Annotated in this window: 16 protein-coding genes; 5 read left to right on the forward strand and 11 right to left on the reverse strand. The window is 65.9% G+C overall.

Features of this window, described 5'->3' with window-relative positions; all coding sequences use genetic code 11:
• Nucleotides 1–73: 73 nt before the first annotated feature.
• From AAFP30_RS20470 to AAFP30_RS20485, 4 genes are all read right to left on the reverse strand, one after another.
• Nucleotides 74–298, reverse strand: a complete 225-nt coding sequence (locus AAFP30_RS20470; protein WP_419231846.1) for a helix-turn-helix domain-containing protein — start codon at nt 296–298, stop codon at nt 74–76.
• Between the two features lie 273 nt (nt 299–571).
• Nucleotides 572–1,324, reverse strand: a complete 753-nt coding sequence (locus AAFP30_RS20475) for a DUF4352 domain-containing protein (protein ID WP_419231847.1) — start codon at nt 1,322–1,324, stop codon at nt 572–574.
• A 60-nt stretch (nt 1,325–1,384) separates the two neighbouring features.
• Nucleotides 1,385–2,254 (reverse strand): hypothetical protein, encoded by an 870-nt coding sequence (locus tag AAFP30_RS20480; protein WP_419231848.1) that lies wholly within the window; start codon nt 2,252–2,254, stop codon nt 1,385–1,387.
• Nucleotides 2,235–3,089 carry an alpha/beta fold hydrolase gene (locus tag AAFP30_RS20485; RefSeq protein ID WP_419231849.1) on the reverse strand — a complete coding sequence of 285 codons (855 nt, stop codon included), beginning with the start codon at nt 3,087–3,089 and terminating at the stop codon, nt 2,235–2,237. Before AAFP30_RS20485 ends, AAFP30_RS20480 begins: the two co-directional genes overlap by 20 nt.
• Nucleotides 3,090–3,160: 71 nt before the next feature.
• Here AAFP30_RS20485 and AAFP30_RS20490 point away from each other — a divergent pair, with 71 nt between their 5' ends.
• Nucleotides 3,161–3,784 carry a TetR/AcrR family transcriptional regulator gene (locus tag AAFP30_RS20490; protein WP_419231850.1) on the forward strand — a complete coding sequence of 208 codons (624 nt, stop codon included), beginning with the start codon at nt 3,161–3,163 and terminating at the stop codon, nt 3,782–3,784.
• Here the strand turns inward: AAFP30_RS20490 and AAFP30_RS20495 are convergent.
• The 3 genes from AAFP30_RS20495 to AAFP30_RS20505 all read right to left on the reverse strand — a co-directional run bounded on the left by AAFP30_RS20495 (nt 3,747) and on the right by AAFP30_RS20505 (nt 5,361).
• Nucleotides 3,747–4,184: a PIN domain-containing protein gene (locus AAFP30_RS20495; RefSeq protein ID WP_419231851.1), complete on the reverse strand. Its 438-nt coding sequence runs from the start codon at nt 4,182–4,184 to the stop codon at nt 3,747–3,749. The genes AAFP30_RS20490 and AAFP30_RS20495 overlap by 38 nt on opposite strands.
• Before the next feature lie 3 nt (nt 4,185–4,187).
• Nucleotides 4,188–4,409 carry a type II toxin-antitoxin system VapB family antitoxin gene (locus AAFP30_RS20500; protein WP_419231852.1) on the reverse strand — a complete coding sequence of 74 codons (222 nt, stop codon included), beginning with the start codon at nt 4,407–4,409 and terminating at the stop codon, nt 4,188–4,190.
• Between the two features lie 79 nt (nt 4,410–4,488).
• Nucleotides 4,489–5,361: a hypothetical protein gene (locus AAFP30_RS20505; protein WP_419231853.1), complete on the reverse strand. Its 873-nt coding sequence runs from the start codon at nt 5,359–5,361 to the stop codon at nt 4,489–4,491.
• A gap of 135 nt (nt 5,362–5,496) precedes the next feature.
• Between AAFP30_RS20505 and AAFP30_RS20510 the strand changes: the two genes are divergently transcribed.
• The 3 genes from AAFP30_RS20510 (at nt 5,497) to AAFP30_RS20520 (ending at nt 7,767) form a co-directional block, all read left to right on the forward strand.
• A complete protein-coding gene (locus tag AAFP30_RS20510) occupies nt 5,497–5,823 on the forward strand; it encodes a hypothetical protein (RefSeq protein ID WP_419231854.1) in 327 nt (108 codons plus the stop codon).
• 115 nt (nt 5,824–5,938) lie between these two features.
• Nucleotides 5,939–6,931: an ATP-binding cassette domain-containing protein gene (locus tag AAFP30_RS20515; RefSeq protein WP_419231855.1), complete on the forward strand. Its 993-nt coding sequence runs from the start codon at nt 5,939–5,941 to the stop codon at nt 6,929–6,931.
• Nucleotides 6,931–7,767 carry an ABC transporter permease gene (locus tag AAFP30_RS20520; RefSeq protein ID WP_419231856.1) on the forward strand — a complete coding sequence of 279 codons (837 nt, stop codon included), beginning with the start codon at nt 6,931–6,933 and terminating at the stop codon, nt 7,765–7,767. Before AAFP30_RS20515 ends, AAFP30_RS20520 begins: the two co-directional genes overlap by 1 nt.
• Here AAFP30_RS20520 and AAFP30_RS20525 read toward each other — a convergent pair.
• On the reverse strand, nt 7,749–11,036 hold the full coding sequence (locus AAFP30_RS20525) for a BTAD domain-containing putative transcriptional regulator (RefSeq protein ID WP_419231857.1): 3,288 nt from the start codon (nt 11,034–11,036) through the stop codon (nt 7,749–7,751). The two genes, AAFP30_RS20520 and AAFP30_RS20525, sit on opposite strands and share 19 nt — an antisense overlap.
• 59 nt (nt 11,037–11,095) lie before the next feature.
• On the opposite strand from AAFP30_RS20525, the gene AAFP30_RS20530 reads away from it, so the two are divergent.
• Entirely contained in the window at nt 11,096–11,611 is a 516-nt protein-coding gene (locus tag AAFP30_RS20530) for an SRPBCC family protein (RefSeq protein WP_419231858.1), read from the forward strand.
• A gap of 9 nt (nt 11,612–11,620) precedes the next feature.
• Here the strand turns inward: AAFP30_RS20530 and ilvA are convergent, their stop codons facing one another.
• Genes ilvA through AAFP30_RS20545 form a run of 3 tightly spaced genes read right to left on the reverse strand, consistent with a single transcriptional unit; the run spans nt 11,621 to nt 15,414 of the window.
• Nucleotides 11,621–12,820: a threonine ammonia-lyase gene (ilvA, locus tag AAFP30_RS20535; protein WP_419231859.1), complete on the reverse strand. Its 1,200-nt coding sequence runs from the start codon at nt 12,818–12,820 to the stop codon at nt 11,621–11,623.
• A 13-nt stretch (nt 12,821–12,833) separates the two neighbouring features.
• The gene (locus AAFP30_RS20540; RefSeq protein WP_419231860.1) at nt 12,834–14,006 is read right to left on the reverse strand and encodes a cystathionine gamma-synthase; all 1,173 of its coding nucleotides are present in this window, start codon (nt 14,004–14,006) and stop codon (nt 12,834–12,836) included.
• A 13-nt stretch (nt 14,007–14,019) separates the two neighbouring features.
• Complete coding sequence (locus tag AAFP30_RS20545) at nt 14,020–15,414, reverse strand: cystathionine beta-synthase (protein WP_419231861.1); 1,395 nt, start codon at nt 15,412–15,414, stop codon at nt 14,020–14,022.
• Between the last annotated feature and the right edge of the window lie 17 nt (nt 15,415–15,431).

Below are 15,431 nucleotides of genomic sequence, written 5' to 3' on the forward strand. Positions count from 1 at the left end.
GGTCGCCGGAGTCGCTCTGGCGGATGGTTCCGCAACGGATGCCATCGAGGTGACGAGTAGCGAGTCGGCCATCTCACTCGACCTCGTCCAACCGGTCGTCGACGATGTCGAAGGCGAAGCCAAGGGTGGCGAAGACATCCATGACCATCGACATGTCGACCGATGGCTTACCGTTCTCGAAGTTGACCAGCCACCGCTTCGACACACCGGCTTGCTCGGCGAGCGTGGCCTGCGTCAGGCCCGCGTTCTCTCGCAGGTGGCGTAGCACAATGCCGGCCTCTCGCGGTGAGCGAAACATCGACCCTCCTCGACCTTGTGGTGCACGTTCATTCACCATAGCGGATGTGCACGTTCGTGCGCTATCGCTTTTGATGCACGACCGTGCATGCGACTGATCGCCGCAAGCGACGGACCCCGCCCTCCGCCAAGTTCACTGCGGACAACAAGGGACCCATGGAGGGGATCACCCTCCGCGAGGCCGAGCTCGGCGCGAAGATCCGCAGCCAGACAGACATATCGCGTTCAGCGGAACGCACCAACCCCAAGCGCGTTCCGCTGAACGTCGTCCCCGTTACTTCAGCGCGACGTCCGCGCCACCCGAGAACATCGAGTCGTGCAGCTCGATCTTCGTCGGCTGCGCATCCGCAGGCATGTCGTAGACCAGCTTCACCTGCACCGTGTTGCCGGGATTGATGTTGTCCCACACGGCGATATCGGTTTCGTCCAACGCAATCTGGGCGGAGGTATCCGTCTCGAAGCTGCGGCCCTGGTCGTCGAAGAGTTTCTGGCTGGTCGGGCTGAAACCCTGCGGCTTGTCGCCGATGTTCTTGACGGTCATCGAGACGATCACGAACTGTCCCTGTGCCTTTTCGGTGAGGTACGGGTTGTCGCCGACGGTGTCCAGGCCGGGCTGCACTCCGGTGACCACGAACTCGAACTTGCCGTCGCGGACCGGAGTGTTGAGACCTGCCGGCGCGGCGTCGTCGGCGGGTGCCGCCGGGGCATTCGCTGCGGTCGCAGTGTCCCCACCGCTACTCGAAGAAGCGTTGTCGCTCTTGTCGTCTGAACCACCACCCGAGAGTGCACTGATGATGATCAGCAGCACCACGATCCCTCCGACAATCCATGGCCACTTACGCTTCTTCTTCGCCGGCGGAGCAGGAGGGGCCGGCGGCATCTGGCCGTACGGCTGCTGGGCGTAGGGCCCAGTCGGATACGGCGCCGGAGGGTACGGCTGCTGACCGTACGGAGCGGCCCCCTGGGGAGCGGTGGGGTACTGCGGCGCGGCCGGATCGACCGGCCCGGTTTCATGTGTGTTCGTCATGGTTCGAGATGGTGCACCATGGGTCTGACAAAACCGGCGCGCGCGCCGTTCCGCGGAACGTCAGCGCTGGTCAGCGACCACCATGACAACCGATTCCAACGGCGGTACGTCCGGCCATCCCCGTTTATCGTAGATCTGCTTCGACTTGGGTAACGCCTCGTGCTGCATGGTGACGTCCGAGTCCGGCGTCGACACCGACATGCCCAGCCGGAGCACCAGTTCCACACCCGGCGGAAGCACGGGCACCTCCACATCATCCGATCGGAATGCGACGGTCTCGACATCGGCGACGACCGGTAGCCGCCAGCCGTCCATCAGGTGGTTCCTGTTGTCGGGCATGCGGGACAGAACGTGGAACCACACTGCGGTGGCTGGATCATCGTCGTCATCTTCGTCATCGAACTCGGTGTGGAACCAGAAGATCCCATCGACGTCGACGATCAATGAATCACTACCGTCGACCTCGTCGGTGTCGGCGTCGCCCGCGATCTCAAGGCGCCCGACCGGCGACTCGAACACGACGATGCCCGATTCCTGCAACGCCAGAACGCTTGTCACGTCATTTGCGACGTCGCTCTCCTCGCGCAATGTCGCCAGGGCGGAGTCGGCGACCCAGTACACCGGGCTCGTCGCCGCGACCTTGGCCGCGATGAGCGAGAGGGACTCGCTCATCTCGAGTTCACCGACGAGCTCTGTGGTCTCGTCGATCCCGTCCTCGAGTTCCTGCGCCTCTTCGGGACTGACCGAGAGAATGCCTGCCTCAACGTCATCGAGTTCCGCCGACAATGAATCAATGACATTGTCGAGTTCGGTACCGAGTGTCGTCCAATGCCGATAATCCTCGTGGTGCCCGTACACGAGTCCCGCTCGAATCCTGGCCGCGCTCTGCGGACTCCACACCGGCTCCGGTTTACGGTTGCGACGACCCATGGGGCAACCGTACCCAAGTCCCGACGCCGACCTCCGCCCAGAATCGGCGAATCGCCGCGCCGGTCGCCGTCGGCTGCTCGAGTGCGGGTATCAACCGAGCACCCGAGATCTCGACGACGCGGGCGTCGGCCATGCACTCGGCGACCGGCCGAGCCTGTTCGGCGGTCCACTCGCCGCGATCGTCGGTCGTGACGAAGAGAACTGGGCAGGTCAATTGGCGAGCGGCCCACTCCAAATCCGTGCGGCGGAGAATAGCCGTGACGATGGCCGGCACCATCGCGCGGCCGGAAAGCCGCAGCGAACTCTCGGCGATGGCCACCGCCGACGGATCGTGGGCGCGCGTGGCGTCGGTGAACAGCGCGGTCACGACTGCCGACCGAACGGGCCCACGTGGACCGATGAGTCGATAGATCGGCAGCAAGGTGTTGATCTGTCGTCGTATCGCGTCGTCGATCGGGAAGGTCGGCGCGCTGATCGCCACCAGGGTCGAGAGCAGATCCGTTCTGCGGGCGGCCAACTCCAGACCGACATGCCCGCCCCAGGCATTGCCGACCCAGTCCACCCGGTCGACGCCGGTGCGCCGGCAGATCTCCTCGACGACGGTCACCGCGGCCCGCGCACAGGCACTGATGTCGGCCGGAGTGCGCATACGATCACTGCGACCCGCCGACGGGCCGTCGATCAGGAACAGTGACCGCCCGGCGAGTTCCGGGATCAACCGATCCCAGCTATGCGAGTCGACGAACATGCTGTGCCACAGCACAACCGGTGGTCCATCGCCAATTGCGCGAACGGCCAGCCGCCCCAACTCCGTGTGGACATAGAACTCCGCCATCAGATCTCCTTTGCTCGAATCAGTAATTGACATTACACAGGGTAATTCCAATTATGTCTAGACTCACTCTCGTGACCCGGGCGTACTCCTCAGCGCTGCGCAGCGAACGCGCAGCGGCCAATCGTCGAGCCGTCATCGATACGGCGACCGAGATGTTTTGCGAAATCGGTTGGGTGGCAACGACAATGGCGGGTGTCGCCAAGGCCGCCGGCCTTACTCGGCAAACCGTATATCAGCAGTTCGACGCCAAATTGACGCTGCTCGACGCGTGCATCGACAACGCACTCACCCACGGCGACGGGGGTGCCGTGCGCGGGATGCCGACTTACCGCGCGATGGGCGTCGGCACCTTCGACGAACGCCTCACCGCGGGCGCCGCGTGGCTGCGGGCCGCCCATGAACGTTCCGCTCGCATCCAGAATGTGCTCGATCAGGCCGCGGTCACCGATGCGGAAGCCGCGGATCGCCTGCACGTCCGCGAGCAACAGCGGTGGGACGAGGTTGCCCACGCGCTGTCGCTGATCCTCGGCGACACCACCGTGTCGCCGGCTCGGAACGATTCGATCGTGGACTCGGTCTGGCTCCTCGCCTCTCGCCGAACCTGGCTCATGCTCGTCGAAGGCCGCGGTTGGTCACCGCAACAGTGGGAGGACTGGTTCAGGGCTCAGGTGGCGGCGACGCTGCGCCGCCAATAGGTCGCCACACACGCAACGCCACGTGACGCGCCGCGACGTGGAAGTCCTGGTCGGTCGTGAGAAGAGTGTGGCCGCCGACGATCGCGAGCTGGGCAATCAGACAGTCGACGGACCCCAACTGCACGCCCGCACGTCGACAAGTGTTTCCAATCGCGGCGGCATCGACATAATCGGCACGGCTCGGCTCGATGAACTCGATCGCGTCAAACGCGGAGCGGATCGTATCCTGCGAGTGGTCGGGAACGAACCCGCGCAAGAGCTCCAGCATGATCATTCCGGTGGTCAGCACCAAATCACCGCCGGTCAGAGCATGGCGCAGCGCGGCGACCTCTGGGACATCGGGAGGCGAGTCACGTCGATATGCCAGCGACCACACACTGGTATCGACCAGAATGGCCATGGGTCAGAACGCCCCGGTCTTGCGATCTCTCGCTCGACGATCGTCCTTGTGATCGTATGATTCGTCCCATTCGAGGGTCCCGAACGACTCAGCGATCCGGGCCTGCGCTCGCCGGGCGATGAACTCACGTAGAGCGAGAGTCACCGCTTCCTTCTTGGTTCGAGCACCGCTGACCTCGAGTACCTCGTTCAGCAACTCCGGATCGATGTCAAGATTGGTCGCCATTGTGCACCACCTCGCACATGATCCTACACAGGCATCTGTGCGACGGCCCGGAGTTCCAGCCACCCAACAAGTTTCCCTACTACGCCGCACGAATCACCGCCACCGAATCGAGCCCATCCCCTCCTCGGCGCTGCTTGCCCGGCGGCAGACTCCGTCGACCGATATGCACCGCGTGGGTGCTCACCGCCGTGCCGAATTGCGCCAGGAACTCCGCCGCGGGCACGAGATCCTGTGATTCGCGCGGGATTTCGGCATCCACATCCAGCGGTACGACAATTGTGGACACGTCCTTCAAGATCGACTTCGCCTGGGCGCTGCCCTTCATGAACGACGGCATCACGTCGCTTCTCGTCAGGATGTGCACCACGACCGCATCCGGCAGGAGCCGCTCATCGTCGTCGCCGGCCGACGGGTCTTCATCATCGTCGCCGTCGTGATCGCCGGCAATCGACCACCACAGCATCGAGTCGACGGTCACCTCAGACGGCAGGACGAGCCGGTGCGAGTCCCAGAGCGCGTCAACCTGCGTCACCGGCTCTTCGAACAACACCCATCCGGTGTTCGCGAATCCGACCAGATCTGTTGCGTCGCAGGGTTCCACCGTCGCGGCACGGGTAGCGGGAATCGCCGATGCCGGAACCCAGGTCGGTGTGACTCGGGACAGCACCCTGGCGGCAATTCGGAGATATGCCTGTTCGGCCACCAGGTCGATGATGTCCTCGACAGCCTCCTCACGCTCCCCGTCGAGCTCGTCGTGCATGTCCGGGCGTATGTCCATCAAGATCTGCGAGTCCAGCACCGAGGACAGATCGCCGAGCACCCGACGCTGACGAGTGATGCGCCGCGTCCATTGGGCATCGATTTCTTGGTAGGCGTGATCGAGCTCAGCGCGAATCTGCGCGATAGCACTCGGACCCCAAACGGACTTCGGTGTGTGGTTTCTTCTCCCCATGCCCGACAACCTAAGCCCGATCCGGCCCACCTCCGCAGAATCCATCCACAGGCCACCCGCCGGTGACCCCAGACACACAGTTAATCCACAGGCTCAACCCAGACCGTCGGTAACCTGCGGGTTCATCGTGGAGATATGAGAAAGCACACCCACACCCCAGACGTCGCACTGGTCGTCCTCGACGACGACCCCTCCGTTCTCGATTACGCGCGCACCCTCGTCGCCCACGACGTGCCCGTCAGTGTCGTCAGCAGTTCCTACTCGATGGTGGTTCCGTTCATGCTGGGCAACAACGGCCACACGGTCGCGTTGGTCGCCGATGTCGACGACACCGATCAGCTCGCCGGCGCGATCGTCGCCACCGAACGTCGGCTCGGCCATGTCGACCGGGTCATCCGCTACTCGGCGGACCTGCCCGACGCCAGCGCCCCGACACCGCACACCACCGCCTCGGCCGCCTGAACGTCGCCTGCGTTTTACCAGGTCACCAGCCTCGTGACAGCGCTGGGACCACTCCTGTCATCGCCATGTAAGCCCGTGTAAGGCGAACGACAGCGTCGTCAAGCATTCTTGACGCATGACAACATCCACCTCCACCAGCCTGGCGATCGACGCCCACGGGCTGGTCAAGCACTTCGGATCGACTCGCGCCGTCAATGGCGTGGATCTGGCCGTCCCCACCGGATCGGTGTACGGCGTGCTCGGCCCGAACGGGGCCGGGAAGACCACCACAGTGAGCATGCTCGCCACCCTGCTGCGCCCGGACGCGGGGTCGGCGACCGTCTTCGGCTACGACGTCATTTCCGACGCCGTCGCCGTGCGCTCACTCGTCGGCGTCACCGGCCAGTACGCCTCGGTCGACGAAGACCTCACCGCCACGCAGAACCTCATCCTGTTCGCTCGGCTGCTCGGCTTCAGCCGCCCGGCGGCACGCGCTCGCGCCGAGGAACTGCTCGAGGAGTTCTCCCTCACCGAGGCCGCCAATCGGCCGCTGAAGAACTTCTCCGGCGGCATGCGACGACGCCTCGACCTGGCGGCGAGCCTCATCGACACTCCCCCGCTGCTATTCCTCGACGAGCCTACGACCGGCCTCGACCCGCGCACCCGCGCCCAGATGTGGGAGACCATCCGCAACCTGGTGCGGCAGGGTTCCACGGTGCTGCTCACGACTCAGTACCTCGATGAAGCCGACCAACTCGCCGACCGCATCGCGGTCATCGATCACGGCGTCGTGATCGCCGACGGCACCGCCGACGAACTCAAGCAGTCGGTTGGATCGAGCACCTTGCAGCTGGTGCCGGTGCACCGCACCGACGCCGCGGCCGCCGCTGCGATCATCGAGCGCATCCTCGGTGAGACAGCCACGCTGAGCCCGGAAGCGGCCCGTATCTCCGTCGGTCTGCACAAGCCCGACCTGGTTCCCGATGTACTGATCGCGTTGCGCGAGAACGACATCGCCATCGACGAGATCAACGTGCAGAAGCCGAGCCTGGACGAGGTGTTCCTCACCATCACCGGCAAGCCCGCCACTGACAACGACGACGACGCCACCGCAAAGGAGGTGGCCTGATGACCACCACATCCATTGAACCCACCCGATCGTCCGCGATCACCACCAAAGACGCACGCACCCAAGCAAAGACCTCGATCAGTCTGGCCGAGACCGTCCGCCAGTCGTTCTCGCTCGCCTACCGCGGCGTCCTGAAGATCCGGCACAACCCGGAACAGCTCTTCGACGTCACGCTGCAGCCGATCATCTTCACGCTGATGTTCACCTACATTTTCGGTGGTGCCATCAGTGGCAACGTGCAGTCCTACCTGCCAGTGATCATCCCGGGAATCATGGTGCAGACCGTGATCATGACGTCGATCGTCACCGGCACCCAACTCCGGGAGGATATGGACAAGGGCGTCTTTGATCGATTCCGGTCCCTGCCGATCGCTCGGATCAGCCCACTGGCCGGCGCCCTGCTGGCTGACATGATCCGCTATCTGATCGCATCCACGCTCACCATCCTGATGGGCATCATCATGGGTTGGCGGCCCGACGTATTGGGCGTCATCGCCGCGGCCGCGCTGGTCATCGTGTGCAGTTTCGCGATCTCCTGGATCTTCGCGCTCATGGGCTGCCTGTTGAGCAAGGCATCTGCGGTGCAGGGTATCTCGATGCTGATCATGTTCCCGCTGACCTTCATGTCCAACGCATTCGTGCCCGTGGAGACGTTGCCGGGTTGGATGCAGGCCTTCGTCAAGGTCAACCCGATCAGTCACATCGTGACCGCCGTCCGTGAACTCACCTCCACCGGACACGCCGGCATGCATGTGGTCTGGGCGTTGACCGGCGCCGCGGTGATCACCGCAATCTTCGCCCCGCTCGCGGTGCGCGCCTACATGCGTAACACGTGATCTGACAGGCCTTTCGCACTCTGTCGCGGCGCCAGGATCGTTCGGACCTCGTCCAACGCCTGGCGTCGCGACATTTTCTGTGTGTCGTCGCGTACCTCGGCCCAATCCTCCGCAGTCAGCCCGGACACCTCTTCGATGTGGGTGTGCACGTACTGCAGGCCCGGATAGTCATGTCGCGCACCGAGAATCAACGACAAGGCCAGCAGCCGAGGGCCATCCGGGGAGTCGGGTTCCACACCGGAGAGCACATACCCCGACGCCATCGCCAGCGAACCAGCTTGCGGCATGTCGAACCAGCCGACCGGGCCGAGCATCGAATGCAGCCCATCGGCCAGCAGCGCAACATATTCCGCGGCCCGGGTGCCGTTGCCGGTCCGCATCATGCCGATGATCGCCGCCCCGACCAGGATGACCATCCCCGGATCCTGTGCGCCGAAAGGGTGTTCCCGATCGATCAACCCTGCCGCCCTCAGGAAAACCTGCTGGGCCGAGTCCCGATTGCCCCGCGCATACTCGAGTTCGCCCGTGCTGACCATCATGCCGCCGATGACCTCCGGGTTCCCTTGCGGGTCCGGATCGTCCGGAGTCCAGCCGCCGGACACCACGTCGAGTTCGGCGGCCGCGTCGTCATAACGCCCCAAGGCCACCAGGCTGGCTGCGAGGAACGACCGCGCCTGCATCTCGTCGTCGCGTGCCCCGAGTCGCGCCAGCGACTCGATTGCCTCACGGTAGAACGGGATTCCGGCCGACCACTGCCCGCGCTGCGCGTGGATACCACCGATCGACGTCTGCGTCATCGCCAACATCCAGGTGTTGCGCTGCCCCTTGGCCACCTCGCGCAACGCGAGTCCGTCGGCGAGGGCCCGATCGAGGTCACCGAAGTTCTCTCGTACGTTCATCCGCGCCGACAGCGCCGCGATCCGCACCCGTTCGGTCGGCGACGACGTTCCCCGCACCACATACCGCATTGCCGCCGACACATTGGGACTCAGGACAATTGCCGACATGAGTTCGGTCGGCTCGTCGTAGACATGCTCCGGTCGATGCAGGCGGCGCAGATAATACCGGCCGGTGGCCACTCCACGCAGATCACGTTGCATCAACAGATGCGCCATCGAAGCGAGGATGGTGCCCTGCCACCGGCGACGCGCCTCGTCGTCGGGATCGGTTGGCGGCGTGGGCAAGACCTTCATGATGCGCCCACCCCACGCCATCACCTCACCGTGCAGCCCGCGGGCCATCCAGAATCCGCCGAGCACCGGGAACACGGTGACCATGGTGTCGATCGCCTCCGCCACCCGGCCCGCATCCGAATCCTGCGTCACCCCAGTGCATCCGCGCAGGACCCACACGAGGTTCTCGACATCGGCGGCAATCCGGTCGAACAATTGCTCGTCGACGCGTTCGCCGTAGAGGGTTTCGGCGTCGGTCGCGAACTGTCGGGCCCATTGCCACATCGCTCGGTCGACGGTGTCGGATTCGCCGGTCTCGGCGGCAAGCTTCTCCTCACCGAACTCGCGCACCATCTCCAGCATCCGGTAGCGGATGTGGCCGTCGGATTCGACGACGGTGAGCAGCGATTGATTGACCACCGCCTCGAGCGTGTCGACCAGTCCGAAGCCATTCTGCCCGAGGACTGTTGATGCAGCGTCGACGGTGAATCCGGCCGGGAACCGGCACAGCCGGCGCATCGCGGTCTGCGCATCGGGTTCGAGCAGATCCCAACTCCACTCGATGACCGCGTACAGCGTGCGGTGCCGGTCGGGTGCGGTGCGGTCGGTGCCGCGCAGGAGGGCGAATCGTTCGACGAGGCGCGCGGAGATCTCCGCGACGGTCATGGTGCGGATGCGGGCGGCCGCGAGTTCGATGGCGAGCGGCAATCCGTCGAGATGCCGGCACAATTCGGCGACCTCGGGCGCCGACAGTCGCGCAGCCGGCCGGATCGCCCGGGCGCGCCGCTCGAACAGTTCCACCGCCGACCCACGCTCTCCCACGTCGAGCACCGGCAGCAGGTAGATGCGTTCGGCGGCCAGCATCAGCGGCGATCGGCTGGTGGTCAGGATCGATAATTGCGGCTCGGCGGCAAGGAGATCCGCGGCAACGCGGGCGCAGCGTTCGACGACCTGTTCACAGTTGTCGAAGATGAGCACCGCACGTTGACCGCGGACCGCGTCGACGAGACGATCGGCAAGGTCACCGATCGCCAGCTTCGGCCGGCCACCGCCGCCGAGGTCGGTCTCGCCGACACCGAGCGTTGCGGCGATCGCGCCCACCACGTCGTCGTCATTGCGGATCGGGGCGAGCGGTACGTAGAAGACGGGTCGTCCCTTGTCCGCCATAAGGCTGCCGACTCGTTGCGCCACACGCGTTTTGCCGACCCCGCCGGGACCCTGGACGGTGACCAGCCGATGCCGGTCGAAGAGACCCAGAATGGTGGCGATGTCGTCGCCTCGGCCGATCAGCTCGGAGGTCTCACCGATCAGTCCGACGGTGCGGGCGCGCGCGGGAATGGTGGTCGGGGCCACGGCGCGGTGTCGATCTTCCCCCTCTGCGGCAACGAGTTCGGCATTGAGTGCGACCGCTTGCGGCCCGGGATCGACGCCGAGCTGCTGCGACAGTGTCCGCCGCAGCCGGGCGAAGACCGCGAGCGCGTCGGCGGTCCGCCCTTCTCCGGCGAGCGCGCGCATCAGATCGACATGGGCCGATTCATCCAACGGGTCTGCCGCGCAACGCTTGTCGGCGAGGAGACGCGCCGCACCGAAATCCCCTGTCGCCAAAGCGATACCGAGGCGCCGCTCATCGACGGCATCCTGAAGTCGATCGGCACGACGACGCAACTCGGTGACGAGGTCCGCACCGTCGCCGAGGTCGTCGCCCGGGGTGCCACGCCACCACCTCATCGCAGCGTCGACGTCGGCCGGCTCCGGTGATCGAACAAGGTCCGCGACGATGTCGAGGTCGGTCTGACAGTCCACCAGTCGGTAGCCGTTGCCCACGCCCTCGAGTCGCCCACCACCCAGCAGCGGTCGCAGCCGCGAGATCTGCGTGTGCAACGCGGAGACCGGTGAGCGGGGCGGTTCGCCCGCCCAGATGTCCTCGATCAGCCGTTCCGCCGAACGCGTGCGCCCATCGGCCAATGCCAGCGAGACCAACAACCGTCGTGCACGAATCCCGGGTACCGGCACCAAGTCGTCGGGCCCGGCGTCCTCTGCCCCCACGGCAACCGGTCCCAGCAGGCCGATCACGGTTCGGGTGGCGGTCGCGGACACCCCGCAAGGTTAGCGCCATCGTGGTCCGCACTGCGCCGGTGGCGTGTATGAATAGAGCCATGGCGCGCAGCTACCAACTCGACCCCATCGCCGATGTCGCATTCTTCGACTCGGCACCGATCACCCACGTCATTGACGTGAAACTGCCGGTCACCCCGGCACGTGCGTGGGCCGAGTTCACCCGGCAGAACACCTTGGACTGGTGTCGCGCAATCAAATCCATCCAGTTCACCTCGCCGCCGCCCTATGGCGTCAACACCAGCCGCGGGGCATCGCTGGGCGTTGTCAATCTGGCGGAACACTTCTTCGTGTGGGACGAGGATACGGCGACCGGCAACTACCGCAACGCTTTCTACGCGACCTCGGCGTCCGTGCCCGGCCTCAAGCGGTTCGGCGAGATGACCGAGATCCGGCCGGCCGTCGTCGGCTGCCGCCTCATCTGGAAGTTCGCCCTCGAGCTACAGACGTCGGCGAAGGCCGTCACCTCGTTCTCCAAGCCGACCGCGGCGCAGGCGTTCAAGACGGTCGAGACAGATACCCTGCGGCACTTCGCGAAGCTGCCGACGCAGAGCTGAGCCGAACGATCAGTCCCGCAGGAAGCCCGCCTCCGCCAACGCCTCCCGCACCGCACGCTGATGGTCCTGTCCGCGGGTCTCCACACTGACCGTCACCTGGACCTCACCGAGGTAGAGATCGTCGGCGACGCGCGAATGCACGACGTCGACAACGCTCGCGCCGAGATCACGCAGGAGTTCCAGCAGCGCGACGAGTCCGCCCGGCGCATCCGATACCGTCGCCGTGACGGTGAGGAATCGGCCGGCCGCACTGAGCCCGTGGGTGGTGACGTGGCTGAGCAGCAGCGGATCGATGTTGCCACCGGACACCACCGCACATACCGTGCCGGACAGGTCCAGTCCGCCTTTCATCACCGCGGCGACCGCGGCCGCCCCCGCCGGTTCGACGACGAGCTTGGCGCGTTCGAGCATGAGGAGCAGGGCCGTGCTGAGGTCTTCTTCGCTGACCGTCACGATGTCGTCGCAGAGTTCGCTGATGTGCTCGAACGGCACGACGCCCGGTCGGGCCACCGCGATGCCGTCGGCCATGGTGTTCATCGAGGTCAGCGGGACCGGGTGGCCGTCGGCCAAGGACTGCGGCCAGGCCGCCGCATGCGCCGCCTGCACCCCGATCACCCGGACCTCCGGGCGCGCGAGCTTCACGGCCACCGCCACACCCGCGGTCAGTCCACCACCGCCGAGCGGCACCAGGATCGTGGTGACGTCCGGCAACTGTTCGAGGATCTCCACCCCGACGGTCGCCTGTCCGGCGACGATGTCGGGATGATCGAACGGATGGATGAGTACCGCGCCGGTCTCGTCGGCGTAGCGACCGGCGGCCACCAGCGCCTCGTCGACCGTGGTCCCTTCCAGGACCACTTCGGCGCCATAGGCTTTCGTGGCCGCGATCTTGGGCAGCGCGGCGCCTGTCGGCATGTAGACGCGCGAGGTGATCCCGAGTTCGGTGGCCGACCAGGCAACGCCCTGCGCATGGTTGCCGGCGCTGGCCGCCACCACCCCGCGGGCACGTTCCTCCGCGGACAGCCGGGAGATACGCAGGTAGGCACCCCGCGGCTTGAACGACCCTGTGCGCTGCAGGTTCTCGCACTTGAGCCAGACGTCGTGGCCGGCGCGCTCGGAGAGCACCCGCGACGCCTGCATCGGGGTCCGGCGCATGACGCCGGCCAGTGCCAGCGCCGCCTTGTCGATGTCTCCCTGCGTCAGCAACACGGGCGAATCTCTCTCAGCCGAGCGCGTTTTCGAGGTCGCCCAGGATGTCGGCGATGTCCTCGATACCCACGGACAGTCGGACGAGGTCGGCGGGGACCTCGAGCAGCGAACCAGCCGTCGACGCGTGGGTCATGGCACCCGGATGCTCGATCAGCGACTCGATGCCGCCGAGCGACTCGGCGAGGGTGAACACCTCGGTACGGCCGCAAAACTCCTGCGCCGCAGCCTGTCCGCCCTTGACCCGCACCGACACCATGCCGCCGTAACGGCGCATCTGCTTGCCCGCGACCGCGTGTCCGGGATGCTCGTCGAGCCCGGGATAGAGCACCGAGTCGATCTTCGCGTGACCCGACAGGTACTCGACGACCTTTTCGGCGTTGTCACAGTGGCGATCCATCCGCACCGCGAGGGTCTTGATGCCGCGCATGGTGAGGTAGGCGTCGAACGGTCCGGGCACCCCACCGGCACCGTTCTGCAGGAACGCGACGGCCTCGTCGAGTTCCTCGGAGTTGGTCACCAGCGCACCGCCGACGACGTCGGAGTGTCCGCCGAGGTACTTCGTCGTCGAATGCAGCACGACGTCGGCGCCCAGCGTCAACGGCTGCTGCAGATAGGGCGAGGCAAAGGTGTTGTCCACCACCAGCTTCGCGTTCCCCTCGTGGGCGACGGCGGCGATCGCCTCGATGTCGCCGACGTTGAGCAACGGGTTGGTGGGGCTCTCGATCCACACCAGCTTGGTGGTGTCGGTGATGGCGCCGCGTACCGCGTCGACGTCGGAGACGGGCACCGCGGTGTAGCTGATGCCCCACTGCGAGAACACCTTGTCGATCAGCCGGAAGGTGCCGCCGTAGGCGTCGTTGGGGATGACGAGGTGATCGCCGGGCCGCAGGGTGGCCCGCAGCAGCGCATCGGTTGCGGCCATGCCCGAGGAGAACGCCCGGCCGTGCGAACCCTTCTCCAGCGCAGCAATATTCGCCTCGAGCACCCGACGCGTCGGATTTCCGGTACGGGCGTACTCGAATCCGTCGCGCAGCCCGCCGACGCCGTCCTGGGCGAAGGTGGAGCTCGCGTAGATGGGTACGTTCACCGCACCGGTGCGCGGGTCGGGCTCGTATCCGGCATGGATGGCCTGGGTCGAGAAACCTTGCCAGCGATCCGAATCCGCCTGGCTTCGCTGTTCACTCACGAGACTGATACTCCTATCCGACGATCGGGTGCTTGCTGACATAGGCCAGCAGGTCGTGACGGGTGATGACGCCGATGGGTTTGCCGTCCTCGACGACCATGAGCGCATCGGACTCCGAGAGGACCTTGGTGGCCGCTGACACCGGCTCTCCGGAACCGATGAGCGGGAACGGATCTCCCATATGGGCCGAGACCGGGTCGGCGAGGCTGGCGCGGCCCTCGAACACCGCTGAGAGCAGGTCGCGCTCGGTGACCGCACCGGCCACCTCGCCGGCCATCACCGGCGGCTCGGCGCCGACGACCGGCATCTGCGAGACCCCGTATTCGCGGAGGATCTCGATGGCGTCGCGCAGGGTCTCCGACGGGTGGGTGTGCACCAGGTCCGGCAGCGCGCCGGTCTTGCCGCGCAGCACGTCGCCGACGAGGGCCTCCTTGGCCTTGCCGTCGAGCGGGGTGCGCAGGAATCCGTAGCTGCTCATCCATTCGTCGTTGAAGATCTTCGCCATGTAGCCGCGGCCACCGTCGGGCAGCAGTACGACGACGAGCGCATCGGGTCCCTCGCGTTCGGCGACCTGCAGGGCGGCGACGACGGCCATGCCGCACGAGCCGCCGACCAGCAGCCCTTCCTCACGGGCGAGGCGACGGGTCATGTCGAAGGAGTCGGCGTCGGAGACGGCGATGATCTCGTCGGGGATCGCCGGGTCGTAGGCATCGGGCCAGAAGTCCTCGCCGACACCTTCGACCAGATAGGGGCGGCCGGTACCGCCGGAGTACACCGACCCCTCCGGGTCGACGCCGACGACCTTGACCTTGCCGTCGGACACCTCCTTGAGGTAGCGGCCGGTGCCGGTGATGGTGCCGCCGGTGCCGACACCCGCGACGAAGTGGGTGATCTTGCCGTCGGTGTCGTTCCAGATCTCCGGTCCGGTGGTCTCGTAGTGGCTCTGTGGGCCGGCCGGGTTGGCGTACTGGTTGGGCTTCCAGGCGCCGTCGACCTCGCGGACGAGGCGGTCCGAGACGCTGTAGTAGCTGTCGGGATGCTCCGGCGGAACCGCGGTCGGGCACACCACGACCTCCGCGCCGTACGCGCGCAGCACGTTGCGCTTGTCCTCGCCGACCTTGTCCGGGCACACGAAGATGCACTTGTAGCCGCGCTGCTGGGCCACGAGGGCGAGCCCGACACCGGTGTTGCCGGAGGTCGGCTCGACGATGGTGCCGCCGGGCTGGAGCTCGCCGGATTTCTCGGCGGCGTCGATCATGCGGACCGCGATGCGGTCCTTGCTGCTGCCGCCCGGATTGAGGTATTCGACCTTGGCCGCAACCAGTCCCGAACCGGGTTTGGTCACCGAGTTGAGCTTGACCAGCGGGGTGTTGCCCACCAGGTCCACGACGTGATCAGCGATGCGCATGTGTCCATCGTCCCAGA

Source organism: Gordonia sp. CPCC 205515, from assembly GCF_048537925.1.
Taxonomy (GTDB): Bacteria; Actinomycetota; Actinomycetes; order Mycobacteriales; family Mycobacteriaceae; genus Gordonia.

Excerpts from the sequence above, each read along its gene's own strand:
- AAFP30_RS20470 (WP_419231846.1), bottom strand. The coding sequence starts at position 298 with ATGTTTCGCTCACCGCGAGAGGCCGGCATTGTGCTACGCCACCTGCGA.
- AAFP30_RS20475 (WP_419231847.1), bottom strand. The coding sequence starts at position 1,324 with ATGACGAACACACATGAAACCGGGCCGGTCGATCCGGCCGCGCCGCAG.
- AAFP30_RS20480 (WP_419231848.1), bottom strand. The coding sequence starts at position 2,254 with ATGGGTCGTCGCAACCGTAAACCGGAGCCGGTGTGGAGTCCGCAGAGC.
- AAFP30_RS20485 (WP_419231849.1), bottom strand. The coding sequence starts at position 3,089 with ATGGCGGAGTTCTATGTCCACACGGAGTTGGGGCGGCTGGCCGTTCGC.
- AAFP30_RS20495 (WP_419231851.1), bottom strand. The coding sequence starts at position 4,184 with ATGGCCATTCTGGTCGATACCAGTGTGTGGTCGCTGGCATATCGACGT.
- AAFP30_RS20500 (WP_419231852.1), bottom strand. The coding sequence starts at position 4,409 with ATGGCGACCAATCTTGACATCGATCCGGAGTTGCTGAACGAGGTACTC.
- AAFP30_RS20505 (WP_419231853.1), bottom strand. The coding sequence starts at position 5,361 with ATGGGGAGAAGAAACCACACACCGAAGTCCGTTTGGGGTCCGAGTGCT.
- AAFP30_RS20510 (WP_419231854.1), top strand. The coding sequence starts at position 5,497 with ATGAGAAAGCACACCCACACCCCAGACGTCGCACTGGTCGTCCTCGAC.
- AAFP30_RS20515 (WP_419231855.1), top strand. The coding sequence starts at position 5,939 with ATGACAACATCCACCTCCACCAGCCTGGCGATCGACGCCCACGGGCTG.
- AAFP30_RS20520 (WP_419231856.1), top strand. The coding sequence starts at position 6,931 with ATGACCACCACATCCATTGAACCCACCCGATCGTCCGCGATCACCACC.
- AAFP30_RS20530 (WP_419231858.1), top strand. The coding sequence starts at position 11,096 with ATGGCGCGCAGCTACCAACTCGACCCCATCGCCGATGTCGCATTCTTC.
- AAFP30_RS20545 (WP_419231861.1), bottom strand. The coding sequence starts at position 15,414 with ATGCGCATCGCTGATCACGTCGTGGACCTGGTGGGCAACACCCCGCTG.